This window comes from Actinomadura parmotrematis, assembly GCF_019458805.1.
Classification (GTDB): domain Bacteria; phylum Actinomycetota; class Actinomycetes; order Streptosporangiales; family Streptosporangiaceae; genus Spirillospora; species Spirillospora parmotrematis.
Genome location: NZ_JAIBOA010000015.1, coordinates 182,363 through 205,467 on the forward strand (window position 1 = coordinate 182,363; position 23,105 = coordinate 205,467).

General features: G+C 76.8%; 22 protein-coding genes. 12 read left to right on the forward strand and 10 right to left on the reverse strand.

Annotated features, from left to right (window positions below; translation table 11 throughout):
- Positions 1–34: 34 nt before the first annotated feature.
- Complete coding sequence (locus tag K1Y72_RS23500; protein WP_220168586.1) at positions 35–520, reverse strand: MarR family winged helix-turn-helix transcriptional regulator; 486 nt, start codon at positions 518–520, stop codon at positions 35–37.
- 84 nt (positions 521–604) lie between these two features.
- Between K1Y72_RS23500 and K1Y72_RS23505 the strand changes: the two genes are divergently transcribed.
- Together K1Y72_RS23505 and trpS are read left to right on the forward strand one after the other, a co-directional pair.
- Positions 605–1,423 carry a helix-turn-helix transcriptional regulator gene (locus K1Y72_RS23505; protein WP_220168587.1) on the forward strand — a complete coding sequence of 273 codons (819 nt, stop codon included), beginning with the start codon at positions 605–607 and terminating at the stop codon, positions 1,421–1,423.
- A 122-nt stretch (positions 1,424–1,545) separates the two neighbouring features.
- A complete protein-coding gene (gene trpS / locus K1Y72_RS23510) occupies positions 1,546–2,583 on the forward strand; it encodes a tryptophan--tRNA ligase (RefSeq protein WP_220168588.1) in 1,038 nt (345 codons plus the stop codon).
- Here trpS and K1Y72_RS23515 read toward each other — a convergent pair.
- Entirely contained in the window at positions 2,550–3,950 is a 1,401-nt protein-coding gene (locus K1Y72_RS23515) for an MFS transporter (protein WP_220168589.1), read from the reverse strand. The genes trpS and K1Y72_RS23515 overlap by 34 nt on opposite strands.
- Positions 3,951–4,059: 109 nt before the next feature.
- Here K1Y72_RS23515 and K1Y72_RS37300 point away from each other — a divergent pair, with 109 nt between their 5' ends.
- Genes K1Y72_RS37300 through K1Y72_RS23530 form a run of 3 tightly spaced genes read left to right on the forward strand, consistent with a single transcriptional unit; the run spans position 4,060 to position 8,436 of the window.
- The gene (locus K1Y72_RS37300; RefSeq protein ID WP_220168590.1) at positions 4,060–6,666 is read left to right on the forward strand and encodes an ATP-binding protein; all 2,607 of its coding nucleotides are present in this window, start codon (positions 4,060–4,062) and stop codon (positions 6,664–6,666) included.
- 32 nt (positions 6,667–6,698) lie between these two features.
- Positions 6,699–7,352 (forward strand): TetR/AcrR family transcriptional regulator, encoded by a 654-nt coding sequence (locus tag K1Y72_RS23525; protein WP_220168591.1) that lies wholly within the window; start codon positions 6,699–6,701, stop codon positions 7,350–7,352.
- Positions 7,342–8,436 carry a winged helix DNA-binding domain-containing protein gene (locus K1Y72_RS23530; RefSeq protein ID WP_220168592.1) on the forward strand — a complete coding sequence of 365 codons (1,095 nt, stop codon included), beginning with the start codon at positions 7,342–7,344 and terminating at the stop codon, positions 8,434–8,436. Before K1Y72_RS23525 ends, K1Y72_RS23530 begins: the two co-directional genes overlap by 11 nt.
- A 1-nt stretch (position 8,437) precedes the next feature.
- Here the strand turns inward: K1Y72_RS23530 and K1Y72_RS23535 are convergent, their stop codons facing one another.
- Positions 8,438–8,968, reverse strand: coding sequence for a CGNR zinc finger domain-containing protein (locus K1Y72_RS23535; protein ID WP_220168593.1), 531 nt, complete (start codon positions 8,966–8,968; stop codon positions 8,438–8,440).
- Positions 8,969–9,043: 75 nt separating this feature from the next.
- On the opposite strand from K1Y72_RS23535, the gene K1Y72_RS23540 reads away from it, so the two are divergent.
- Together K1Y72_RS23540 and K1Y72_RS23545 are read left to right on the forward strand one after the other, a co-directional pair.
- On the forward strand, positions 9,044–10,258 hold the full coding sequence (locus K1Y72_RS23540) for an MFS transporter (RefSeq protein WP_220168594.1): 1,215 nt from the start codon (positions 9,044–9,046) through the stop codon (positions 10,256–10,258).
- Positions 10,255–10,566 carry a nuclear transport factor 2-like protein gene (locus K1Y72_RS23545; RefSeq protein WP_220168595.1) on the forward strand — a complete coding sequence of 104 codons (312 nt, stop codon included), beginning with the start codon at positions 10,255–10,257 and terminating at the stop codon, positions 10,564–10,566. Before K1Y72_RS23540 ends, K1Y72_RS23545 begins: the two co-directional genes overlap by 4 nt.
- 40 nt (positions 10,567–10,606) lie before the next feature.
- Here the strand turns inward: K1Y72_RS23545 and K1Y72_RS23550 are convergent, their stop codons facing one another.
- Positions 10,607–11,440, reverse strand: a complete 834-nt coding sequence (locus K1Y72_RS23550) for an NAD-dependent epimerase/dehydratase family protein (protein WP_220168596.1) — start codon at positions 11,438–11,440, stop codon at positions 10,607–10,609.
- A 353-nt stretch (positions 11,441–11,793) separates the two neighbouring features.
- Between K1Y72_RS23550 and K1Y72_RS23555 the strand changes: the two genes are divergently transcribed.
- Complete coding sequence (locus K1Y72_RS23555; protein WP_220168597.1) at positions 11,794–12,303, forward strand: O-acetyl-ADP-ribose deacetylase; 510 nt, start codon at positions 11,794–11,796, stop codon at positions 12,301–12,303.
- 10 nt (positions 12,304–12,313) lie between these two features.
- Here the strand turns inward: K1Y72_RS23555 and K1Y72_RS23560 are convergent, their stop codons facing one another.
- The 3 genes from K1Y72_RS23560 to K1Y72_RS23570 are packed head-to-tail and all read right to left on the reverse strand — an operon-like array spanning position 12,314 to position 15,303.
- Positions 12,314–12,778: a universal stress protein gene (locus K1Y72_RS23560; protein ID WP_220168598.1), complete on the reverse strand. Its 465-nt coding sequence runs from the start codon at positions 12,776–12,778 to the stop codon at positions 12,314–12,316.
- A 53-nt stretch (positions 12,779–12,831) separates the two neighbouring features.
- The gene (locus tag K1Y72_RS23565) at positions 12,832–13,620 is read right to left on the reverse strand and encodes a TIGR03084 family metal-binding protein (RefSeq protein WP_220168599.1); all 789 of its coding nucleotides are present in this window, start codon (positions 13,618–13,620) and stop codon (positions 12,832–12,834) included.
- The gene (locus K1Y72_RS23570; RefSeq protein ID WP_220168600.1) at positions 13,621–15,303 is read right to left on the reverse strand and encodes an AMP-binding protein; all 1,683 of its coding nucleotides are present in this window, start codon (positions 15,301–15,303) and stop codon (positions 13,621–13,623) included.
- A gap of 102 nt (positions 15,304–15,405) precedes the next feature.
- Here K1Y72_RS23570 and K1Y72_RS23575 point away from each other — a divergent pair, with 102 nt between their 5' ends.
- The gene (locus K1Y72_RS23575) at positions 15,406–16,224 is read left to right on the forward strand and encodes a class I SAM-dependent methyltransferase (RefSeq protein ID WP_220168601.1); all 819 of its coding nucleotides are present in this window, start codon (positions 15,406–15,408) and stop codon (positions 16,222–16,224) included.
- A 90-nt stretch (positions 16,225–16,314) separates the two neighbouring features.
- Here K1Y72_RS23575 and K1Y72_RS23580 read toward each other — a convergent pair whose 3' ends face one another.
- Both K1Y72_RS23580 and K1Y72_RS23585 read right to left on the reverse strand, forming a co-directional pair.
- Complete coding sequence (locus tag K1Y72_RS23580) at positions 16,315–18,678, reverse strand: PEP/pyruvate-binding domain-containing protein (RefSeq protein ID WP_220168602.1); 2,364 nt, start codon at positions 18,676–18,678, stop codon at positions 16,315–16,317.
- 40 nt (positions 18,679–18,718) lie between these two features.
- The gene (locus K1Y72_RS23585; RefSeq protein WP_220168603.1) at positions 18,719–19,477 is read right to left on the reverse strand and encodes an SDR family NAD(P)-dependent oxidoreductase; all 759 of its coding nucleotides are present in this window, start codon (positions 19,475–19,477) and stop codon (positions 18,719–18,721) included.
- Positions 19,478–19,615: 138 nt separating this feature from the next.
- Here K1Y72_RS23585 and mshA point away from each other — a divergent pair, with 138 nt between their 5' ends.
- From mshA to K1Y72_RS23600, 3 genes are read left to right on the forward strand one after another with little or no spacing between them, the layout of a single operon-like run.
- A complete protein-coding gene (gene mshA / locus K1Y72_RS23590) occupies positions 19,616–20,950 on the forward strand; it encodes a D-inositol-3-phosphate glycosyltransferase (RefSeq protein WP_220168604.1) in 1,335 nt (444 codons plus the stop codon).
- Positions 20,947–21,450: a type III secretion system chaperone family protein gene (locus K1Y72_RS23595; RefSeq protein ID WP_220168605.1), complete on the forward strand. Its 504-nt coding sequence runs from the start codon at positions 20,947–20,949 to the stop codon at positions 21,448–21,450. Before mshA ends, K1Y72_RS23595 begins: the two co-directional genes overlap by 4 nt.
- Positions 21,451–21,480: 30 nt before the next feature.
- The gene (locus K1Y72_RS23600; protein ID WP_258573413.1) at positions 21,481–22,326 is read left to right on the forward strand and encodes a phosphoglyceromutase; all 846 of its coding nucleotides are present in this window, start codon (positions 21,481–21,483) and stop codon (positions 22,324–22,326) included.
- 69 nt (positions 22,327–22,395) lie between these two features.
- Here K1Y72_RS23600 and phoU read toward each other — a convergent pair whose 3' ends face one another.
- Positions 22,396–23,058, reverse strand: coding sequence for a phosphate signaling complex protein PhoU (phoU, locus tag K1Y72_RS23605; protein ID WP_220168606.1), 663 nt, complete (start codon positions 23,056–23,058; stop codon positions 22,396–22,398).
- Positions 23,059–23,105: the final 47 nt, after the last annotated feature.

The window sequence follows — 23,105 nt, forward strand, 5'->3', positions numbered from 1 at the left end:
CTATATTTATCGGATCTTTCTTGCCGCGGCCCGTTCAGGTGCGGGCGCGGGGGCGGCGGACGGGGGCGGGGGCCTCGGCGGGCTCGGCCAGGTGGCCGGTGGCGAGGCGGTTGAGGGCGCGCAGGAAGACCTCGCGCTCGCCGTCCGGGAGGGACGCGAGGGCGTCCTCGTGGACGCCGTCGACGAGGCGCTGGCTCTCGGCGGCGACCTTCGCCCCGGCCGGCGTCACCGAGATGATGCGGGCGCGGCGGTCGGTGCTGGACGGGCGGCGCTCGGCGTAGCCGGCCTTCTCCAGGGCGTCGACGGTCACCACCATCGTGGTCTTGTCCATGTCGCCGATCTCGGCGAGCTGGATCTGCGTCCGCTCCTCCTCCAGCGCGTGCACGAGGACGCAGTGCATGCGGGCGGTGAGACCGATTCCGGCCAGCGCCGCCGCCATCTTGGAGCGCAGCACGTGGCCGGTGTGGTCGAGCAGGTAGGACAGGTCGACCTCGGCGGCCGAGGGCCTCATGGACGTCATGCCGCCCAGGCTACCAACCGATCCCGTAGTGGATAATCCGCTGACTTCCTCACCTCGCGGCGTCCTCCCCCGCATACTGGGCGGGTGGACCGTCGAACCGAGCTGGGCGCGTTCCTCCACGCCCGCCGCGCCCGGCTGTCCCCGGCCGACCTCGGGCTGGACGCGGCCGGCGGGCGGCGCCGCGTCCCCGGCCTGCGCCGCTCCGAGGTCGCGGCGGAGGCCGGCATCAGCGCCGACTACTACGCGCGGCTGGAGCAGGGCCGCGACCTCAACGTGTCCGAGGAGGTGCTCGACGGCCTCGCGCGGGTGCTGCGCCTGTCCGAGGTTGAGCGCCGCCACCTGCACGAGCTGGCCCGGCCCGGAGGCGCGCGCGCGCCGGAGGTGCAGCTCGTCCGGCCGCAGCTCCTCCAGGTGCTGGAGACGATGGAGGCGGCCCCCGCGCTGGTCCTCGGCCGCCGCCTGGACGTGCTCGCCTGGAACCGGCTGGCGACCCGGCTCGTCGCCGACTTCCCGCTGCTCGCCCCCGGCGAGCGCAACATGGTGCGGCTGCTGTTCCTCGACCCGGACGTGCGGCGGGCCTTCCCCGACTGGTCCCGCGTCGCCCGCCGCGCCGTCGGGGACCTGCGCCTCGACGCGGGCCGGCACCGCGACGACCCGCGCCTTGCGCACCTGGTCGGCGAGCTGTCGCTCGCGAGCGCGGAGTTCAGCCGGTGGTGGGCCGAGCGCCCGACGGACGAGCCGCCCGGCGGGACGCTGCGCGTCCGCCACCCCGAGGCGGGCGAGCTGGTCCTCGGCTACGAGGCGATGCACCTGGCGGTCGACCCCGACCAGACGCTGGTGGTCTGCGCGGCCGACCGCGGGTCGGCGGCCGAGGCGGCGCTGCGGGCTATGCTGGACCCATGATGAACCCGCGTCGCACCTGGCGGCCGTCCTAGGACGGCCCCTCGACGCGCGGCCGTCCCCTCGGGGCGGCCGCTTCTCCTTTTCCGGCCGGGCCGCCCCCCTGTCCCGAAACGGAGAAGACCATGGACGACCTCGAAACGCGGATCGCCGCCGACCCGGCCGCGTTCCGCATCCTCACCGGCGACCGCCCGACCGGCCCGCTGCACCTCGGCCACTACTTCGGCACCCTCGCCAACCGCGTCCGGCTCCAGGACCTGGGCGTCGACACGTTCGTGCTGATCGCCGACTACCAGGTGCTGACCGACCGCGACGTCGCCGCCCGCCTGCGCGAGCACGTCCTCGGGCTGCTCGCCGACCACCTGGCCTGCGGCATCGACCCGGCCCGCTCGACGATCTTCGCGCACGGCGCGGTGCCCGCCCTGAACCAGCTCCTGCTGCCGTTCCTGTCCCTGGTCACCGACGCCGAGCTGCGCCGCAACCCGACGGTGAAGGACGAGGTGCGCGCGTCCGGGCGGACGGTCAGCGGGCTGATGCTCACCTACCCCGTCCATCAGGCCGCCGACATCCTGTTCTGCAAGGCCGACCTGGTGCCGGTCGGCCGCGACCAGCTCCCGCACCAGGAGATCACCCGGTCGGTCGCGCGCCGCTTCAACGAGCGCTACGGGCCGGTGTTCCCGGTGCCGGAGGCGCTGCTGTCGGACGCGCCGCTGCTGCTCGGCACCGACGGCGGCAAGATGAGCAAGAGCCGCGGCAACGCCATCGCCCTGTCGGCCACCGAGGACGAGACGGCGCGCCTGCTGCGCCGCGCGAAGACCGACGCCGACCGGCACATCGCCTACGACCCCGAGCGGCGTCCCGAGGTCGCCAACCTGGTCCTGCTGACCGCCCTCTGCGAGGGCCGCGCGCCCGAGGACGTCGCCGCCGGCATCGGCGGGGCGGGCGCGGCGGCGTTGAAAAAGGCGGCGATCGACGCCGTCAACACCTTCTTCCGCCCCCTGCGCGCCCGCCGCGCCGAGTTCGCCGCCGACCCCGGCGAGCTGCTGCGCGTCCTCGCCGCGGGCAACGCCCGCGCCAACGAGGTCGCGGACGCCACCCTCGCCGAGGTCCGCGCCGCCATGGGCATGGACTACGCGGTGCCGGACTCCGCGGGCGCGCCCTGACGGGCCGCCTCCGGCCGCGCGGCGGGGGCGCGGCCGGGCACGGGCAGCAGGGGGACGAGGGCGGCGGCGAGCGCGGCGAGGCCCGTCACCGCCCACAGGGCGCCCTCGGCGGCGCGCACGACCGGTCCGAGCGCGAAGAACAGCGTGCCGATGCCCGCGACGCCGAGGGCGCCCGAGAACTGCTGCGCCGTCGACAGGACGCCGGACGCGCCGCCCGCCCGCGCCGGCTCCACGCCCGCCAGCACCGCGCCGATGACGGCGGGCAGCAGCAGGCCCGACCCGGCGCCGAGCGGCAGCAGCGACAGCGCGAGGACCGGCGCCGTCACCGACGCGCCCGCGACGTGCAGCTCCAGCGCCGGTAGCAGGGTGCTGAGCGCCGACAGGACCGCGCCGGTGACCATCACCGCGCGCGGGGCGCGGGCGAGCAGCGGGCGGGCCGCCAGCGACGCGACCATCGTCGTCAGCGCCATCGGCCCGTAAGTCAGCCCGGCCTGCAACGGCGTCCGGTGCAGGCCCGTCTGCAGCAGCAGCGTCACGACCAGGTTCAGCGCGCCGAACGCCGCCATGAACGCCACGTTGATCGCCAGCCCGACGCTGAAGGCGCGCGACCGGAACAGCGCGAGGTCCAGCAGCGGCGCGGGCCGCCGCCGCTCCCACCACAGCGTCGCGGCGAGGACCGGGACGGACGCGGCGAGGCACGCCCGGATCCACACCGGCCAGCCCTCGGAGCGGCCGAGGACGAGCGGGACGAGCAGCAGCGCGAGCCCGCCCGATAGGCCCGCCGCGCCGAGCACGTCCAGCCGGGCGCGCGGCCCGCCGCCCGGCGGCAGCACGCGGACGGCGAGCGCCGCCGCCGCGAGCCCGACCGGCACGTTCACCAGGAAGATCGGCCGCCACCCCCACGCGTCCACGACGGCGCCGCCGGCCACCTGCCCGAGCACCCCGCCGCCGCCGAGGACGGCGCCGTACCAGGCCATGCCGCGCGGCCGGTCGGCCGCCGGGAGCACGGCGGTGATGAGCGCGAGCACCTGCGGCACCATCGCGGCGGCGGTGAGGCCCTGCAGCAGCCGCCCGGCGACGAGCCACCCGGCCGTCGGCGCGAGCCCGCAGAGCAGCGAGGCGAGCGCGAACGCGGCCATGCCGAGCGCGAACAGCCGCCGGTGCCCGTACAGGTCGCCGAGCCGGCCGCCGGTGACCAGCCCGGAGGCGTAGGTGAAGGCGTACCCGGCGACGATCAGCTCCAGCGCGGCGGGCCCGGCGCCGAGGTCGTGCCGGAAGGACGGGGTCGCGACGTTGACGACCATGAAGTCGAACGAGGCCATGAACGTCGCCGCCAGGATCACCGGGAGCGGTGCAAGGGATCTCATGCGGTCCACGCTCGTCGGCCGAGCACCCGCGCCGCATCGGGAGGAATACTGAGCCGGGGGGCGCGGCTTCTTCAGATTCCCGGCCCGTGGTGTTCAGGGAGGTGCGGCGGTGGTCTTCGCCGGTCGCGCGGACGAGCTCGCCGCGCTGCGCCGGGCCCACCGGGACGCGCCCGGCGTGGTGCTGGTCGAGGGCGAGGCCGGGATCGGCAAGTCCCGCCTGGTCGCCGAGTTCGCGGCGGGCCTGGACGGCGTCCCGGTCGTGGAGGGCGGCTGCGTCGCCGCCGGTGCGGGCGAGCTGCCCTACGGCCCGTTCGTCGCGGTGCTGCGCGCCGTCGTCCGCGATCTCGGCGCCGAGCGCGCCGGGGCGCTGCTGCCCGGCGCGGGACGCCGCGGCCTCGCGCACTGGCTGCCCGCCCTCGGCGAGCCGGACGGCGCCCCCGATCCCGGGAGCGGCCGGGTGCGGCTGTTCGAGGACGTCCTCGCGCTGGTCGAGGCGCGCCCGCAGGTCGTCGTCCTGGAGGACCTGCACTGGGCGGACCCCTCCAGCCGCGACCTGCTCGCCTTCCTGGCCCGCAACGTGTCCCGCCCCGGCGTCCTGCTGGCCTGCACCTTCCGCACCGGCGACCTGCCCGACGGCCATCCGACGCGCGCGCTCGTCGCGGGCCTCGCCCGCCTGCCGCGCGTGCGGCGCGTCCCGCTCGCCCCGCTCGGGCGCCGCGACCTCGCCGCGATGCTCGGCGGCCGCGCGGACGGCCGGCTCGGCGAGATCCACCGGCGCAGCGAGGGCAACCCGCTGTTCGCCGAAGCCCTGCTGGACGCCCCGGACGGCACCCCCGCCGAGCTGCGGGACCTGCTGCTCGCGGGCTACCGCGAGCTGCCCGCCGCGTCCCGCCGGGCGCTGCGCGGCGCGTCCGTCGCGGGCCAGCGCATCGAGCGGCCGCTGCTCGCCGCGATCGGCTGCCTGGACGAGGAGGACCTGCGCCCGGCGGTCGCGCGCGGGCTGCTGCTGGTCGAGCGCGACGGCTACCGGTTCCGGCACGCGCTGCTCCGGCAGGCCGTCTACGAGGACCTGCTGCCCGGCGAGCGCGCGCGCCTGCACGCCGAGTTCGCCGCCGCCGCGCCCGATCCGGCCGCCCGCGCCACGCACTGGCACGCGGCGGGCGAGCGGCAGCGCGCGTTCGACGCGGCGTGGGAGGCGGCGGGCGCCGCCGCCGAGGTCTTCGCCCACCACGAGCGGCTGCGGTTCCTGGAGCGCGTCCTCGACCTGTGGGACGAGGTCCCGGCGACCGTCCCGGACGTCGACCGCGCGGACGTGCTGGCGCTCGCGGCGTCGGCGTGCCTGTCGGCGGGCGAGGCGGTGAAGGGCGTCCGGTACGCGAGCGAGGCCCTCGCCCTCTGCGGGGAGGACGGCGGCGAGCGCGCCGCCGTCCTGCTGAAGGAGCGCAGCGCGCTGCGGCACCGCCTGGGCGAGGACGCCCTGGACGACCTGCGCCGCAGCCTCGCCCTCGCGCCCGCGGGCGGCGGCCTGCGGGAGCGCGTCACCGCGACGCTGGCGAACCGGCTGTTCCTGCTCGGCCGCTTCGCCGAGGCGCGCCGCCACGCCGAGGCCGCGCTCACCTCCGCCGAGGACGGCGTCCGCGCGTGGGCGCTGCTCACCATCGGCTCGATCGACGCGCTGGAGGGCGACGCCGAGACGGGCCGGGCGCGCTGCGTCGAGGCCCGGCGCCTCGCCCTGGACGGCGGCGCGGAACACGGCCCGCTCGTCATCGCCTCGCTCGCCGAGGCCGACGTGCTGCTCGGCGCGGGCCGCTACACCGAGGCCCTGGACGCCGTCGGCGACGGCCTCGCCACCGCCCGCCGCATCGGCCTCGCCCGCGACCAGGGCGCGGGCCTGGCCGCCAAGACCGCCGACGCGCTCATCGCGCTCGGCCGCTGGGACGAGGCGCGCGCCCTGCTGGACGAGGCCCTGGACGTCGAGCCGCCGCCGCTGTTCGCCGCCATCGCGCAGATCGGCCTCGGCACGATCGCGCTGGCGCGGGGCCGCCCGGACGAGGCGGGCGCCGCCGCCGACGCGGCCCGCGCCGTGCTCGGCGCCGGCTACCCCGGCGCGATGTTCCGGCTGCCGCTCTACGAGCTGCGCTGCCGCCTCGCGCTCGCCGCCGGCGACGCCGAGGGCGCCGCCGCCATCTGGCGGGAGGCCCCCGTCGACACCGCGATCCCGCGCTTCTCCTGGCCGCTCGCCGCCGTCGGCGCGCTGCTCCCGGTGGACGCCGCCGCGCTCGCGGACGCGCTGCCCGTCCACGGCCCGGTGGACGCCGCGCACCGCGCCACCTACCGCGCCGAGACCGGGCGGGGCCCCTGGGCGGACGCGATCGGCGCGTGGCGGGACCTGCGGCAGCCCTACCAGGTCGCGCAGGCGCTCGCCCGCAGCGGCGGGCCCCGCGAGCGCGCCGAGGCGGCCGAGATCGCCGAGCGGCTCGGCGCCGCGCTTCCCGCGCCGCCCGCGCACGGCGGCCCGTCCGGGCTCACCCGCCGCGAGGCCGAGGTGCTGCGGCTCGTCGCCGAGGGCCTGTCGAACCGGCAGGTCGGCGAGCGGCTGTTCATCTCCGGGCGGACGGCGGGCGTGCACGTGTCCAACATCCTCGCCAAGCTGGACGTGGCGTCCCGCACCGAGGCGGCGGCCGTCGCGCACCGGCTCGGCCTCCTCGCCGAGTAGAACGGAATTATCCGTTCCGGTATGCTGGGATCATGGAGAGCACCGCGGGACCGCCGCTCAGCGGCCGCCGCGCGCAGGCGGCGCGCAACGACGAGCTGATCCGCGAGGCCGCGCGGGCGGTCTTCACCGCCGACCCCGGCGCGCCCATCGCGGCCGTCGCCGAGCGCGCCGGCGTCGGCATCAGCGCCCTGTACCGGCGGTACGGGAGCAAGGAGGGCCTCCTCCAGCACCTCGCCGACGACGGCATGGACCGCTACCTCGCGCAGGTCGAGGGCGCCCTCGCCGCCACCGAGGGCGCGGGCGCCGCCGCCCTGCGGGACGCCCTCGCGGCGTTCCTGCACCGCTGCCTCGACCTGGGCGCCGGTGCGATCACCATGCGGCTCGCCGGGGAGTTCCCGGTCACCGCGGAGATGAGCGCCAAGGGCCGCCGCATCCACGCCGCCACGCGGGAGCTCCTCGACCGCGCCAAGGCGGCGGGCGTCCTCCGCCCCGATGTCGAGGTCGGCGACGTCTCGGTGATCCTGGAGTACCTGCACACCGTCCGCATCGGCGACGACGAGCGGATGGGCGTCCTCCAGCACCGCTACCTCGCGCTGATGCTGGACGGGCTGGCCCGCACCGGCGCCGGGCCGCTGCCCGGCCCCGCCCCCGACTGGCAGGAGCTGCGCGACCGCTATGACGGCTGACGTCCTGGACCGCCGCGCGCTGAACCGCGCCCTGCTGGCCCGCCAGATGCTCCTGGAACGCCGCGCCCTGCCCGCCCTCGACGCCGTCGAGCGCCTCGCGGGCATGCAGAGCCAGGCCCCGAACCCGCCCTACGTCGGCCTCTGGACGCGGCTGGCGGGCTTCGACTTCGCCGAGCTCGCCGAGCTGCTGACGAGCCGCCGCGCCGTCCGCGTGCTGCTGATGCGCGGCACGATCCACCTGGTCAGCGCCCGCGACGCGGTCCTGCTGCGGCCGCTCGTGCAGCCGATCATGGACCGGCACGTCGCCGCCTTCCGCCTCCCCGACCTGGACGCCGTCCTCGCGCACGGCGCCGAGCTGCTCGCCGCCGCGCCGTACTCGGCGAAGGAGCTGCGGGCGCTGCTCGCCGAGAAGTGGCCGGACGAGGACCCCGAGACGCTCGCCCGCGCCGTCCACTACGGCCTGCCGCTCGTCCAGGTGCCGCCGCGCGGCGTGTGGGGCAAGGGCGGCCTCGCCCGGCACACCGTCCTCGGCGGCTGGCTCGCGGACGACCCCGAGGCGCTCGCGACCGAGCCCGACGCCGAGGAGATGGTGCTCCGCTACCTCGCCGCGTTCGGGCCCGCGTCCGTCCGCGACGCCCAGCAGTGGTCGGGCCTCACCCGCCTGAACGCGGTGTTCGAGCGGCTCGCCGGCCGGCTCGTCCGGTTCCGCGACGAGGAGGGCCGCGTCCTGTACGACCTGCCGGACGCGCCGCGCCCCGGCGGCGACGTCCCCGCGCCCGTCCGGCTCGTGCCCGACTTCGACAACCTGACGCTCTCGCACGCCGACCGCGCCCGGATCCTCAGCGAGCCCGATCGCAAGCGGCTGTTCACCGTCAACGGGATCATCCGCGCGGCGCTGCTGGTCGACGGGTTCGTGCACGGCCAGTGGAAGATGGAGGCGGCGCGCGGCAAGGCGTCCGTGCGGATCGAGCCGTACCGGCCGCTTCCCGCAGGTGTTGCCGCCGAGGCGGAGGACGAGGCCCGGCGGCTGCTGGCGGCGGCCCATCCGGAAGCCGTCCACAGCGTGGAAATCGCCGACGTGTGACTCAGGGCTGCTCCTGGCGGCGCCGGTAGGCGGCCGATTTCGCCTTGTTGCCGCACGCCGCCATGCCGCACCAGCGACGCCGTCCGGCGTGCGAGACGTCCAGGAACAGGCGGCTGCAATCGGGGTGCGCGCACTCGCGGACGCGCGCGGCGTGCGGGCCGCCGAACAGGTCGATCGCGTCGCGCGCGAGCGTCGACAGCACCGCGTCCAAGCCGCCCGAGCGGTACACCGTCCCGTCCACGAGGCGCGGCACGAGCGGCGGGCGGGACGCCGCCGCGTTCAGCGCCGCCACGTCGTCCGGGGCGGGCGCGCCCGCCGGATGCCCGATGCGGTAGACGGCCTCGCGGAGCGCGCGGGCGCGCCGCAGCCCGCCGGCGTCCACCTCGACGGGCGCCTCGCAGAGGCCCGAGGCGGCGATCCAGGCGCCCAGGTCGGCGGGGGTGCGGAGGGTCTCGACGGGCTGCTCGCGGTGGCGGACCCGGAGCGTCGTCGTGAGGTCCAGGCACGGCCGGCCGCTGAGGAAGGCGTCCACGTCACCATATTGACCGGTGACGCCGGGCCGGGCAAGGTGGAGTAACCCCACTGTCCGGTGACGGGAGAGCCCCCCATGCGTCCGCCCGCCGTACCGCTCCGCTACCTCGCCACCGCCGTGCTGGTGCGCGGCGCCGACGGCGGCGCGGCCGTCGGCCTCGTCCTGCTCGCGCTGGAGCACGGCGGGGCGCTGTCCGGCGGCCTGCTCGCGGCGGCGCTGAGCGCCCCGCACCTCGCCGGACCCTGGCTCGCGGCGCGCCTGGACCGCGCCCGCGACGGCCGCCGCCTGCTCGCCGCGTCCTACCTGCTCTACGGGACGGCGCTCGCCGCCGGGGCGCTCACCGTCGGGCGGCTGCCGGTGGCGCTCGCCGCCGTGGCCGTCGCGGGCGCCTGCGGACCGCTGCTGACCGGCGGCCTCAGCAGCCGCCTCGCGGGCGTTTCCAGCGCCCGCGCGCAGGGCTGGGACGCGCTCACCTACGGCATCGGCGGGACGGCCGGGCCCGCCCTGGTCGCGGGCCTCGCGGCCCTCGCCGGGCCGCTCGCGGCGGTGCTCGCGCTGAGCGCGGCGGCCGTCGTCGCCTCGGTTCTCGCGCTCAGCCTGCCGCCCGTCCCCGCGCCCGTCCCGGCGAGGGACGGGACGGGCGGGACGTGGAGCGGGGTGCGCGTCCTGGCGGCGCCCGGCCCGCTCCGCCGCGTCACCGTCCTCACCCTGCTGACGGCGGTGCAGCTCGGCGCGATGCCGGTGATCGCGGGCCTGCTCGGCCCGCACCTGGCGGGCCGTCCGGGCGCGGCGGGCGCGCTGACCGTCGCCTACGGCGCGGGCAACCTCGCCGGGGGACTGCTCGTCACGGCCGTCCCGCTGCGCGGCGACCCCGAGCGCGCCGCGCTGCGGCTGTTCACCGTCCTCGGCGCCGTCACCGCCGCGTGCGCGCTCGCGCCGTCGCTCGGCTGGGCGCTCGCGGGCTTCGCGCTGGTCGGCGCGGGCAACGCCGCCTCGTTCACCGCGACGCTCGCCGCGCGGGCCGCCTACGCGCCGCCCGCCGCCCGCGCGCAGGTGTTCGTGACGAGCGCCGGCCTCAAGGTCGCGGTCTCGGCGGCGGGCGCCGCGCTCGCGGGCACGGCCGCCGGCCTCGGCGGCGCCGCGCTCCTGCTGGCGGCCGCGGCCCTCGCGGGCGCCGCCGTCCTCCTCGCCCTCGCCGACCGCGCGCTCACCAGCGAGCCCGCGATATCGCGAGATCTTGACCCGGGGCGGCGCGGGCGGCGGGCCGCCGCGGGAAGGAGCGGAACATGACGACACCGAGCGACCCCGCCGTCCGGGCCCTCGTCGCGGCGATCAACGCCGGCGACCGGGACGCCTTCCTCGCCGTGCTGACGCCCGACGCCACGCTCTCCGACGACGGCACCGACCGCGACCTCGGCGACTGGATCGACCGGGAGATCTTCGACGCGCACGGCCGGTTCGCGCTCCTCGGCGAGCGCGCCGACGGCCTCGCCCTGACCGCCCGCTTCCGCAACGACACCTGGGGCGAGATGCGCACCGCCTGGCGCTTCACCCGGTCCGGCGACAAGATCAGCCGGATCGAGACCGGGCAGGCGTGACCCCGGCCGCACGCCCGGCCCCCGGGTCACGCCGTGCGGGTCACGCCATGCGGGCGAAGCCCTCGCGCCAGGACGGGATCCGCGGCTTCCAGCCGAGCTCGGCGGCGCGCGCGTTGGACACCGGGCGGCCCGTCGCGGCGGCGTGCCGCGGCGTCGCGGGCGTCGGCGCGCCCAGCGCGGCGCTGTAGACCGGCAGCCACTCGGCGTTCTGCGCGGGCTCGTCGTCGACGATGTTGACCGGCCCGGCCGGCCAGTCCAGCGCGGCGACCGCGGCGGCGGCCGCGTCGTCGGCGTGCACGAACGACGTCCACGCCGGCGTCGGCTTCAGCGTGCCGAGCCGCACCCGCTCGGCGATCGCGCCGTCGGGCGCGTACCAGGTGCCGGGGCCGTAGAGCGCGCCGTAGCGCAGCACGACGCCGCGCGGCATCTCCGCGACGGCCTCCTCCAGCGCGTGCACGCCCTTGTAGGGCGGCAGCGCCGGGTCCAGCGGGTCGGACTCGACGGCGGGCCCGGGGCCCGGCCGGTACAGCCACGCGATGCTCTGCGCGACCATCGCGCCGACGCCCGCGGCGAGCGCGGCGTCCACCAGGTTGCGGGTGCCGACGACGCGCAGGTGCCCGTTGGCCTCGAAGTCCTCGCCCGCGAGGTCGGTGAGCTGGTGCACGATGACGTCGGGGCGGTGCGCGGCGACGGCGGCGCGGACCGCGGCGGCGTCCAGCACGTCGAGGACCACCGGCGTCGCGCCCTGCGCGGAGATCGCGTCCGTGCGGGCCGCGCGGCGCGTCGTCCCGGCCACCTCGTGACCGGCCTGCACGAGTGCGGGAACGAGCCGGCCGCCCACGACGCCGGTCGCCCCGGCAACGAAGATCTTCAAGGGGGGAACCTCCACGACTTGCACGTCATTGTGGTCGTCCTGACGGCAGCATAGACCGCGCCCGCCCCCGTTCACCGCCCCCGCGGGGCGGCCCCGACCACCTGATCGTCTCTCCGGCGCTGCGATCGCGGACGCCCGCGCGGCGCGGCCCGCCCGGCGATCGGATCCAGTATGGCCCATCCGCCCCGTTCCGCCATCTTGACCAGCGCGTTCGCGACCGCGTGTCGCCCGCCGGTCCGCGCGCCCCGCCCCGCCCGCGGCGTGACCGGGTGGCCACGTCCGGTCCCCGGCGGCCGCGGCTGCGGTTATGTTGCGAGCGGGAGCATCCGACGACACCCCGGCGGAGGGGGACCATGCAGATCACACTCGTGCGCGGCGACATCACCGAGCAGCACGTCGACGCGGTGGTGAACGCCGCCAACTCCTCGCTGCTCGGCGGCGGCGGGGTGGACGGCGCCATCCACCGCCGGGGCGGCAAGGCGATCCTCGACGAGTGCCGGCGGCTCCGCGCCTCGCACTACGGCGGCGGGCTGCCGACCGGGCGAGCGGTCGCGACCACGGCGGGCGAGCTGCCCGCCCGCTGGGTGATCCACACCGTCGGCCCGGTCTACAGCGGGTCGGCCGACCGCTCCGACCAGCTCGCGTCCTGCTACCGGGAGTCACTGCGGGTCGCCGACGAGCTCGGCGCCGCGTCGGTGGCCTTCCCGGCGGTGTCGGCGGGCATCTACGGGTGGCCCATGGACGACGCGGCGCGCATCGCGGTCGGCACCGTGCGCTCGACCCCGACGCGGGTCGGGGACGTGCGGTTCGTGCTGTTCACCGGGGACGCCCTCGCGGCCTTCGAGAAGGCCCTCGGCGGCTGACTCCGGGCCGTCATTCCTTGCGGACGGGCGGCACGACGAGCGTCGCCCGGTGCGCGTGGTGCAGCACCCGGTTGGAGACGCTGCCGACGAGCATCGACTTGGCGCCCGACAGGCCGCGCGAGCCGATCACGATCAGCGAGGCGTCCAGCTCCTCGGCGACGTCCACGATGGTGGACCAGATCGGCCCGTTGTTGCGCTCGGCGCGGGCGGTGACGTCCGCCCAGCCGGCCTTCCGCGCCAGCTCGACGCCCTGCGCGGCGAGCTTGTGGGCCTCGTTCTCCTCCTCGTACCGCTCGCTGTCCGGGTCCCCGGCGGGCACGGGGATGGCGAGCGGCGCCCACGCCATCTGGGTGAGGAGCGGCTCCCACACGGTCAGCAGGACGGCGCGCTCGCCCTCCTGCTTGACGGTGCGGGCCGCGTACTCGATGGCCGTCCGCGCGTCCTCGGAACCGTCATAGGCGATCAGAATGGTCATGTTCCGGTCATGTCCAAAACCGGCATCGCCCAATCGGGGGAGTGGCCGATCTCTCAGGCGTCCGCCTCGGCGGCGGGCCGGCCGGCACCGGGCGGCCCGGCGAACGCCTGCGCGATGTCCAGCCACCGGTCGGCGTCCGCGCCGTCGGCGGTCAGCGCGAGGTCGGCGCGGTGGCGGCGCTGGGTGACCAGCAGGCAGAAGTCCAGCGCGGGCCCGGCGACGCGCTGCGCGGCGTCCTCGGGGCCCCATGCCCACCGCGATCCGTCGGGTGCGGCCAGCTCGACGCGGAACGGCTCGGCGGGCGGGGCGAGGCCCCGGTTGGCGTGGGCGAAGTCGCGGGTGCGGACGCCGATGTGCGCGACGTGGCGGAGCCGCGCGGTCGCCGGGCGCGCGGCGCCGAGGGCGTCGGCGACGTCCTGGCCGTGCGCGAACGTCTCCATGATCCGGGCGGTGGCCATCGACGCGGCGCCCATCGGCGGCCCGAACCAGGGGAGTTTGGTGCCGTCCGGAACCCCGGCGAGGGCGGTGACGAGGGCGGCGCGGCCGGCCCGCCAGCGCGCGAGGAGCTCGCCGTGGGGGAGCGCGGTGCCGGCGGCGGCGCCCGCCTCGACGAGGCCGCCCGGGTCGGCGGCGGCCTCGATCAGCACGTCGTCGAAGCGGCCCTCGATCGAGGCGAGCGACTGCCGGTCGGTCCACTCCAGGTGCGAGACCTGGTGCGTGACCGTCCAGCCGGGGGCGGGGGTGGGGGTCGCCCAGCCGGCCGCGTCCAGCGGGGCGACGAGCGCGTCCAGCGCGTCGCCCTCGGCGGCCAGGTCGGCGAGCAGGGAGGTGATGTCGGGCACTCAGCCAGCATGCCCGCGATCTTCGGCCGGTGCCAGGGCGGTCTCCGCGGCGTCCGCGGCTTCCGCGGCCACCAGGGCGCGGGCGGCGGCGTAGTCGGCCTTGCCGTTCGGCAGGCGGAGGCCGGCGTCGGTCCGCAGGAACGCCTTGGGGATCTTGTAGCGGGCGAGCAGCCGGGCGCAGCCGTCCCGGAGCGCGGCGTCGCCCGGCGCGGCCGCCGGGCGCAGTACCGCGACGATCTCGGTGCCCCAGCGCTCGCTCGGCCGCCCGACGACCAGCGCGTCGGCGACGCCGGGCAGGTCGCGCAGCACGCCCTCGACCTCCTCGGCGAACACCTTCTCGCCGCCGGTGTTGATCGTGGTGGCCTCCCGGCCGTGCACCTCGACGGTGCCGTCGGCGAGCAGCCGGGCGCGGTCGCCGGGGACGACGAGGCGGGCGCCGTCCACGGTGAGGAACGTCGCGTCGGTCTTGACCGGGTCGCCGAGGTAGCCGAGCGGGAGGGCGCCGCCCTTGGCGAGCCAGCCCAGCTCGTCCTCGCCGGGCGCGAGGCGGCGGGCGCGGTCGGCGCTCAGCACCGCGCCGCCCGGCGCCATCGCGAACGTGCGGGCGGCGGCGCCGGTGCGGGTGACCGCGAAGCCGCTCTCCGACGACCCCAGCACGTCGGCGATCCGCGCGTGCGGCAGGTGCTCCAGGACGCGCGCCTTGACGTCGGGGCTGATCGCGGCGGCCGAGTTCAGCAGGGTGCGCAGCCGGGGCAGCCGGTAGGGGCTCCCCGCGGCGCGGGCGCGGTCCAGCTCGGCCAGGATCGGGCGGGCGAAGGCGTCGCCGACGAGCGGGATGCGGGTGACGCCCTCGCGCTCGGCGGTGTCCAGCAGGTCGGCGGCGTCCAGGCCGTCCACCCGGGACGGGAACACCACGCAGCCGCCGCCGCACCAGCCGCCGAGCGCCGACCAGGTGCCCGCGCCGTGCATCATCGGCGGCCCGACGAGGACGCGGTGCGCGCCCTTGGCGGCGCGCGCGACGGCCTCGTCCAGGTCGTCGATCGGGGAGCCGTCGCGGCGGACGAGGCCGAGCGGGCCCACCATCAGGTCCCCGATCCGCCACAGCACGCCCTTGGGCAGGCCGGTGGTGCCGCCGGTGTAGAGGATGTGCAGGTCGTCGGGGCTCGTGCGGACGGGCAGCGGGGCGTCGTCGGCGGCGGCGAGGGACTGCTCGTAGTCGAGCGCGCCCTCCAGCAGCGGGACGCCGGACGCGTCGGCGACCTGCAGCAGCAGCGGGACGCGGTCCATCCTGTGCACGACCCGCTCGATCGCGGGCGCGAAGCGCGCGTGGTACAGGATCGCGGCGGGGCGGGCGTCGCCGAAGAGCTGCGCCAGCTCGTCGTCCACGTACCGGTAGTTGACGTTGAACGGCGCGACCCGCGCCTTGTGCGCCCCGAGCAGGCCCTCCAGGTACTCCGGGCCGTTGTGCAGGTACAGCGCCAGGTGGTCGTGCGGTGACTCCCAGGACGGCACGTCCTCGTCCCGGCGCCCGAGGCCGTGCTCGCGCAGGACGTGCGCGAGGCGGCGGCTGCGCCCGGTGACCTCGCGCCACGTCCACCGCCGGTCCTCCCAGACCAGGCACTCCCGGTCGGGGATCGCGGCGGCGACCGCCTCGTGCAGGGCGGCCAGGTCGAGCTGGGGCATTCGGCTCTCCTCGGGACGTCTCGGTCACCTGGGGGATCACCGTAACCGATCGCTTATCGAGGTGGGCCCGCCAGGTCCGCCGGACGCGGGACAATCGGGGGGATGGCCCGCCCGACCAAGCCCCAGGGGGAGATCACCCGGGGCACCACCGCCCCGAACCGGCTGCGCCGCGTCGACCGCTGGATCGCCGCCACGCAGCGGTCCGCGCTGCGCGCCGGCGACCGCCCCCTCGCCGTCGACCTCGGCTACGGCGCGTCGCCGGTGACGGCCGTCGAGCTGTACGCGCGGCTCCGCGCCGTCGCGCCGCGCCTGGAGGTCGCCGGCGTCGAGATCGAGCCCGCCCGCGTCGCCGCCGGGACCGCGTTCGTGGCGGCGTCCGGCGGCGCGTACCCGGGGCTGTCGTTCCGGCGCGGCGGGTTCGAGCTGCCGGTGGACCGGCCGCCCGTCCTCGTCCGCGCGTTCAACGTGCTCCGCCAGTACGCCGAGGCCGACGCCTGGCGCGCCTGGTCGGACCTGTGCGGGCGCCTCGACCCCGCCGGCGTCCTCGTCGAGGGCACCTGCGACGAGATCGGCCGCCGCGCCGTCTGGGTCGCGCTCGGCCCCGAGGGCCCGCGCACGATCACCTTCGCCGCCCACCTGCCCGCCCTCGGCCGCCCGTCCGACCTCGCCGAGCGCCTCCCGAAGACGCTCATCCACCGCAACGTCCCGGGCGAGCCCGTGCACGCCCTGCTCGCCGACTTCGATTGGGCCTGGGCCACCGCCGCCCCCCAGTCGGCGTTCGGCCCCCGCGCCCGCTGGACCGCCGCCGTGGACCTCCTCGCCCGCACCTGGCCCGTCCACCGCCACGCCCCCTACGGCGGCCGCCCCCGCCTGCGCCTGGGCGAGCTCACCCTCCCCTGGCAGTCCGTCGCCCCTCGTTGAGATGCGGCGTGTTGGGCTCCCTGGAACGTTCCACGAGCCCAACACGCCGCAAGTCAACGAGTGATGACCGGGTGGTCGTCGGGCGGGGGGTCAGAGGCGGGTGACGGTGCCGCCGGTGCCGTCGACCTCGACGCGGTCGCCGGTGCGGAGGCGGGCGGTCGCGTCCAGGGCGCCGACCACCGCCGGGATGCCGAGGTCGCGGGCCAGCGCCGCGGCGTGCGAGGCGGGCGCGTCCGCCTCGGTGACGACGGCGGCGGCGCGCGGGAACAGCGGCGCCCAGCCCGCGTTCGTCGCGGTCGTCACGAGGATCTCGCCGTCCCGCAGGCCGGCGGCGTCCGCCGGGGACGCCGCGACGCGGACGGGGCCGGCGGCCCGGCCCGCCGCGCCCGCCAGGCCGCTGATCCGGGCGGCCGAGGCGCCGTCCCGGCCGGGGCGCGGCGCGAACGGGTCGAACGCGCCGCGGATCAGCGCCGGGTACGGCGGCAGCGCCCGGTACCGCTCGTAGGTGCGGCGGCGGACCGGGACGCGCCGCAGCGCGGCGTCGTCGCCCCGCAGCAGCCCGAGCACCTCCCCGATCGTCAGGTGGAACACGTCGTCGCCCTGCAGCGTGAGCTCCCCGGCGCGGACGACGTAGGCGCGCAGCACCCAGAACATCCGCGCCAGCTCCGAGCGGGCGCCCTCGCGGCGGTCCTCGGCGCGCGCCCAGCGCGCCAGCCGGCGCCGCATCGCGGCGGCCTTGCGCGGGTGCCGCTCGCGCAGCAACCGCCAGGCGTCGCGGCTCGCGGCGCGCCGCCGCTCCAGCAGGACGGCGGCGTCCGCACCGGCGGCGCGCGCCTGCGGCAGCCATCCGGGGTCCTCGGCCGGGCGCGGCTCCGCCACCTCGAACTCGTACGGCCCCCGGTGCCCCCACCGGCGGACGTAGGCGGCCGCGTCCAGGTCGCCGCGGGCGAGGCGGGCGAGCCCGTCCAGCGGCCCCGATCCGGCGAGCGGCTCGCCGCCCGGGGCGCGGACGCCCGCGAGCATCGCGTCCGCGGCCTCGCCGCCGACCAGCCGGGCGAGCCCGTCGCGGACGCCGTCGCCGGCGCGGCCGTATCCGGCGGCCTCCACCATCCGGCAGGCGTTCAGGAACGCGGGCCGCACCGCCTCGTGCCAGAGCGCGCGCAGCTCGCCGGGCGTGCGGACGTCGGCGATCCGGGCGCGCAGCGCCTCGCAGCGCGCGGGGAAACCGTCCCGCAGGTCAGCGGCGCGCCGCCGACCCGTCCGCGCGCCCCACGCCCCCTCCAGGACACCGACTGCGGCCGCCGCCGTCGGCACGCCCGCGCGCGGAACCCGCACGCCCGGCGGCACCCGGACCGGCAGCCCGAGCGCGCGCGCCCGGCTCGCGTCCGTGTACAGGCGACCGCCGACGCGGCCGTAGGCGCGGTAGCCGCGCACCGACCAGGCGGGCAGCGCCCGGCCCATGAACATCTGCACCAGCGACCATGTACAGGGCGTCATGACGCCCGGGACGGCCTCGCCGAGCCCCGCCGCCGTCCACAGGTGATCGACGTGCGGGGTGTCGTTCCACGCCTCGACGGCGTCGCCCCCGGGCAGCCCCTCCAGCGGATGGGCCTCCAGGACGGTGAACGCGCCGTCCTCCAGCGCCCACTGCACCTCGGCGGGCTCCCCGGCGGCCTCCTCGACGCGGGCGCCGAGCGCCGCGAGCTCCGCCGCCCGCGCGTCGGAGAGCAGCCGCCCGGCGGGGCCGGTGCGGCCGATCACCCGTCCGGACGGCCGCGCCACCGCGATCGTCTCGGGCGGCGCGGGCCGGTCCGGCGACGTCGCGCCCGCCCCCCGCACCGCGTTGATCACGACGCGGCCGGGGGAGCCGGTGACCGGCGCGACCGTGCTCAGCACGCCCGCGACGTCCGGCAGGAGCTGCTTCTGCACGAGCACCGCCACGGCGGCGTCCTCGTGCGGGACGCCCGCCCGCTCCCGGTGGGCGATCCGGTCCGCGCTCCACAGCGACGCCCAGCAGTCGCGGACGGCGCGCGGCAGGTCGCCGTCGGCGGGGACGTCCCAGAAGTCGGCGGGCGGCGGCGCCGGCTCGCCCGGCGCGTCCGGGTGGGAGGCGCGGACCGACACGCGCTCGTCGCGGCCGGAGATCCGCGCGGCCGCCCAGCGGACCGCGCCGTCCAGCTCGGTCGGCAGGTGGTGCCGGGCGAACATCTCCGCGATGGCGGCGGCCGCCTCCGCCGGGCTCGCCGCCGACCGCACCGCCGTCAGGACGGGGCCGCGCAGGCCCGTCAGCTCCATGTACCGGCGGTAGGCGCCGGTCGTCACGTGGAAGCCCGGCGTCACCGGCAGCCCGGCCGCCGCGAGCCGCGCGGCCGCCGCACCCGTCCGGCCCACCGCCGCCGGGTCCGCGCCCGCGTCGCCGAGCGGCGGCGCGAACGCCCCCTCATCTCCCGCCATGTCCGGACCTCTACCCGGCCCGGACGGGTATCACCCCTGGTCAGACGCGGTGCACCTTGTGGGAGGTGGCCTGGGCGCGCGGCTGCACGTCGATCCGGTCGATGTTGACGTGCGCGGGCCGCGTCGCCGCCCACGCCACGCAGTCGGCGACGTCCTCGGCGACGAGCGGCTCCGGCACGCCCTGGTAGGGCTTGGCGGCCTTCGCCTCGTCGCCCTTGAACCGGACGAGGCTGAACTCCTCGGTCTTCACCAGGCCCGGCGCGACCTCGGTGACCCGCACCGGCTCGGCGACGAGCTCCAGCCGCAGCACCTCGTTCACCGCGTAGGCGGCGTGCTTGGCCGCGTTGTAGCCCGCGCCGCCCTCGTAGTTGACGTGCGCGGCGAGCGAGGTGATGTTGACGATGTGCCCGGCGCCGCCCGCGACCAGCTTCGGCAGCAGCGCCTTGGTCACCCGGACGAGACCGAGGACGTTCGTCTCGTACATCGTCCGCCAGTCGTCCAGGTCGGCGCCCGCGACCGGGTCCAGGCCGACGGCGCCGCCCGCGTTGTTCACCAGCAGGTGGCACTCGGCGAGGCCCGCGGCGAGCGCGTCCACCGACGCCTGGTCGGTGACGTCCAGCGTGACCGCCACGACCTTCCCGGCGCCGGGCACGTTCGCCTCGACGTCCTTGACGAGATCGTCGAGGCGCTCGCGGCGCCGGGCCGCCGCGACGACGTTGAAGCCCTCCGCCGCGAGGCGCCGCGCCGTCGCCGCCCCGATCCCGCTGCTCGCCCCGGTCACCACCGCCGTTTTACGCATGCCCGACAGCATTCCAGGTGGTCGCGGCGCCCTCCAAGTCCGGTGACGTGGGTCACGGCGGGGGCGGTCCGTGCATGGGCTCCGGGTGGAGGGAACATCGGTGACGGTCGGTAGGTTGCATTACCGGAGGTGGTGTCGGTGTCGCGTCGTGTATCCCGGGTTGCGACGATCAGCTTGCACACCTCGCCCCTGGACCAGCCGGGGACGGGGGACGCGGGCGGGATGAACGTCTACGTCGTCGAGGTCGCGCGGCGCCTCGCCGCGCGCGGCGTGGAGGTCGACATCTTCACCCGGGCCACCTCGCGGGCGCTGCCGCCCGTCGTCGAGCTCGCCCCCGGCGTGCTCGTCCGCAACGTCGTCGCCGGTCCCTTCGAGGAGCTGGACAAGGGCGAGCTGCCCCGCCAGCTCTGCGGCTTCACCTCCGGCGTGCTGCGCACCGAGGCGTCCTACGACCCCGGCCACTACGACCTCCTGCACACCCACTACTGGCTGTCGGGGCAGGCCGGGCAGGCCGCCAAGCAGCGCTGGGGCGTGCCGCTGGTGCACTCCATGCACACCATGGCCAAGGTCAAGAACGCCGCGCTCGCCGCCGGCGAGCGGCGCGAGCCCGCCGAGCGCGAGCTCGGCGAGGACCAGGTCGTCCGCATGTCCGACCGGCTCGTCGCCAACACCGCCAAGGAGGCCCGCGAGCTCGTCGAGCTGTACGGCGCCGACCCGGCGCGCGTCGCGACGGTGAGCCCCGGCGTCGACCTGTCGCTCTTCCAGCCCGAGTCGCCGCTGATCGCCCGCAGCACCGGGCTGCTGCCGCACCGCACCGGCCCCGCCCGCCGCCGCCTCCGGCTGCCCCGCGACGCCTACGTGCTGCTGTTCGTCGGCCGCATCCAGCCGCTGAAGGCCCCCGACGTGCTGCTGCACGCCGCCGCCCGCATGCTGCGCGACGACCCGGCGCTGCGCGACCGCCTCGTCGTCGCGATCGTCGGCGGCCCGTCCGGCAGCGGCCGCGAGCGTCCCGAGGGGTTGCAGCGGCTCGCCGCCGAGCTCGGCATCGCCGGCTGCGTCCGGTTCGAGCCGCCCGCGCCGCAGCGCGTCCTCGCCGACTGGTACCGCGCCGCCGACGTCACCGTCGTCCCGTCCCACAACGAGTCGTTCGGGCTCGTCGCCATCGAGTCCCAGGCGTGCGGGACGCCCGTCGTCGCCGCCGCCGTCGGCGGCCTCTGCACCGCCGTCCGCGACGGCGAGTCGGGCGTCCTCATCCCCGGCCACGACCCGGCCGACTACGCCAACGTGCTGCGCCGCCTGCACGCGGCGCCCGCCGCACACCTCAAGCTCGCCCGCGGCGCCGTCCGGCACGCCCAGGACTTCGGCTGGGACGCCACCGTCGACCGGCTCCTCGCCGTCTACGACGGCGCCGTGTCCGCACTTCCGGCGGCCCTGCGGGCCGCACCGCCGATCCCCGCGGAGGCCACCGCATGACCGCGTCCACCGAGCACTACCTGAAGGTCATCGAGGAGACGCTCGTCTCCGCCGAGCTGGAGTTCGACCGGCCGCGCGAGAACGCGTTCTTCGTCAAGCTCCCCGGGCAGCACAAGCTCGCCACCATGACCTGGCTGATCGTCGGCGAGCACAGCCTGTCGATCGAGGCGTTCTTCTGCCGCCGCCCCGACGAGAACCACGCCGACTTCTACCGCTTCCTGCTGGAGAAGAACGGCCGCATGTACGGCCTGTCGTTCGCCCTCGACGACGTCGGCGACGTCCACCTCACCGGCAAGGTCGCGCTCGCCTCCATCACCCCCGACGAGATCGACCGGCTGCTCGGCTGCGTCCTCACCTACTCCGACGAGAACTTCGACCGCGCCCTGGAGCGCGGCTTCAAGACCTCGATCCAGAAGGAGTGGGACTGGCGCGTCAAGCGCGGCGAGAGCCTCGCCAACCTCCAGGCGTTCGCCTCCTTCGCCGACCCGGCGAATCGTTGACGTCCGGGGGCGGCCGATAGGATTCGCGGCATGGCGACCCTGGTATTGCTGCGGCACGGCGAGAGTGTGTGGAACGCGGAGGGCCTGTTCACCGGCTGGGTGGACGTGGACCTGTCCGCCAAGGGCGAGAGCGAGGCGACCAAGGGCGGCGACCTGCTCCTGGACGCCGACATCACCCCCGACGTGGTGCACACCTCGCTGCTGAAGCGGGCCATCCGCACCGCCAACATCGCCCTCGACGTGGCCGACCTGCTGTGGATCCCGGTCGAGCGCTCCTGGCGCCTGAACGAGCGCCACTACGGCGCCCTCCAGGGCAAGAACAAGGCGCAGACGCGCGAGGAGTTCGGCGACGAGCAGTTCATGGTCTGGCGCCGCTCCTACGACACCCCGCCCCCCGCGATCAAGGACGACGACCCGCTGTCGCAGGTCAACGACCTGCGCTACGCCGGCCTGCCGTCCGAGCTGATCCCGCGCACCGAGTGCCTCGCCGACGTCGTGGACCGGCTGCTGCCCTACTGGTACGACGCGGTCGTCCCCGACCTCGCCGCCGGCAAGACCGTCCTCGTCGCCGCGCACGGCAACTCGCTGCGCGCGATGGTCAAGCACCTGGACCACGTCTCGGACGAGGACATCGTCGGCCTCAACATCCCGACCGGCATCCCCCTCGTCTACGAGCTCGACGACGACTTCGCCCCGCTGAAGCGCGGCGGCGAGTACCTCGACCCGGCCGCCGCCAAAGCCGCCATCGAGGCCGTCAAGAACCAGGGCGGCGGCGCGAAGAAGCCCGCCGCGCCCGTCCCCGGCGCCCCGAAGTCCCCGGCGGCGGCCGCCTCCGCCGAGCCCCCCAAGAAGCGCGGCCGCGGCCGCAAGAAGTAGGACCGAACGCGAAGAGCGGCCGGCGGCGCTCCCGGGCGCGGCCGGCCGCTCTCGCGCGTCCGGGAGGGTTCAGGGGGTGTCGATGATCTCCTGGGGGCGCTGCCCGGTGGCCAGGTAGACGACGTTCTCGGCGACGTGGACGGCGTGGTCGGCGAAGCGCTCGAAGTAGCGGCCGGCCAGGGTGATGTCCACGGCGGGCTCGACGCCGTGCTTCCACTTCGGCGACAGCAGGATGTCGAACAGGCGCCGGTGCAGGCGGTCCATCTGGTCGTCGTCGGCGTCCAGCTCCATGCCGAGGTCGACGTCCTTGGAGGCGATCACCGACCCGGCCTTGGCGATCATGCGCTCGGCGATCTGGCCCATCTCCAGGACGGTGGCCTGCAGCTCGGGCGGGACGGCCGTCTCCGGGTGGCGGCGGCGGGCCGTCTTGGCGATGTGCACGGCCAGGTCGCCCATGCGCTCCAGGTCGCCGCTCATCCGCAGCGCGGTGATCACGGTGCGCAGGTCGCCGGCGACCGGCTGCTGGCGGGCCATCAGCTCGAAGACCGTCTCCTCGATCTCGGTCTCCAGCTTGTTGACCTGCTCGTCGGCGCTGATCACCTCCTCCGACAGCCGCAGGTCGGCGTCCAGCAGGGCGGTGGTCGCCCGCGCCATCGCGGACCGGACCAGCCGCGTCATCTCGACGAGCTTGTCGGAGAGGGAGTCCAGTTCGTCATGGTAGGCGTCGCGCAAGGGGTTTCCTCTTGTCACTCATAGGCGGGGGGCGGGGGTTCCGGAAG

Bases quoted from the DNA above. Each gene is read 5' to 3' on its own strand.
- K1Y72_RS23500 (WP_220168586.1), bottom strand. From the start codon at position 520: ATGACGTCCATGAGGCCCTCGGCCGCCGAGGTCGACCTGTCCTACCTG.
- trpS (WP_220168588.1), top strand. From the start codon at position 1,546: ATGGACGACCTCGAAACGCGGATCGCCGCCGACCCGGCCGCGTTCCGC.
- K1Y72_RS23515 (WP_220168589.1), bottom strand. From the start codon at position 3,950: ATGAGATCCCTTGCACCGCTCCCGGTGATCCTGGCGGCGACGTTCATG.
- K1Y72_RS23525 (WP_220168591.1), top strand. From the start codon at position 6,699: ATGGAGAGCACCGCGGGACCGCCGCTCAGCGGCCGCCGCGCGCAGGCG.
- K1Y72_RS23530 (WP_220168592.1), top strand. From the start codon at position 7,342: ATGACGGCTGACGTCCTGGACCGCCGCGCGCTGAACCGCGCCCTGCTG.
- K1Y72_RS23540 (WP_220168594.1), top strand. From the start codon at position 9,044: ATGCGTCCGCCCGCCGTACCGCTCCGCTACCTCGCCACCGCCGTGCTG.
- K1Y72_RS23545 (WP_220168595.1), top strand. From the start codon at position 10,255: ATGACGACACCGAGCGACCCCGCCGTCCGGGCCCTCGTCGCGGCGATC.
- K1Y72_RS23555 (WP_220168597.1), top strand. From the start codon at position 11,794: ATGCAGATCACACTCGTGCGCGGCGACATCACCGAGCAGCACGTCGAC.
- K1Y72_RS23560 (WP_220168598.1), bottom strand. From the start codon at position 12,778: ATGACCATTCTGATCGCCTATGACGGTTCCGAGGACGCGCGGACGGCC.
- K1Y72_RS23570 (WP_220168600.1), bottom strand. From the start codon at position 15,303: ATGCCCCAGCTCGACCTGGCCGCCCTGCACGAGGCGGTCGCCGCCGCG.
- K1Y72_RS23575 (WP_220168601.1), top strand. From the start codon at position 15,406: ATGGCCCGCCCGACCAAGCCCCAGGGGGAGATCACCCGGGGCACCACC.
- K1Y72_RS23580 (WP_220168602.1), bottom strand. From the start codon at position 18,678: ATGGCGGGAGATGAGGGGGCGTTCGCGCCGCCGCTCGGCGACGCGGGC.
- K1Y72_RS23585 (WP_220168603.1), bottom strand. From the start codon at position 19,477: ATGCGTAAAACGGCGGTGGTGACCGGGGCGAGCAGCGGGATCGGGGCG.
- K1Y72_RS23595 (WP_220168605.1), top strand. From the start codon at position 20,947: ATGACCGCGTCCACCGAGCACTACCTGAAGGTCATCGAGGAGACGCTC.
- K1Y72_RS23600 (WP_258573413.1), top strand. From the start codon at position 21,481: ATGGCGACCCTGGTATTGCTGCGGCACGGCGAGAGTGTGTGGAACGCG.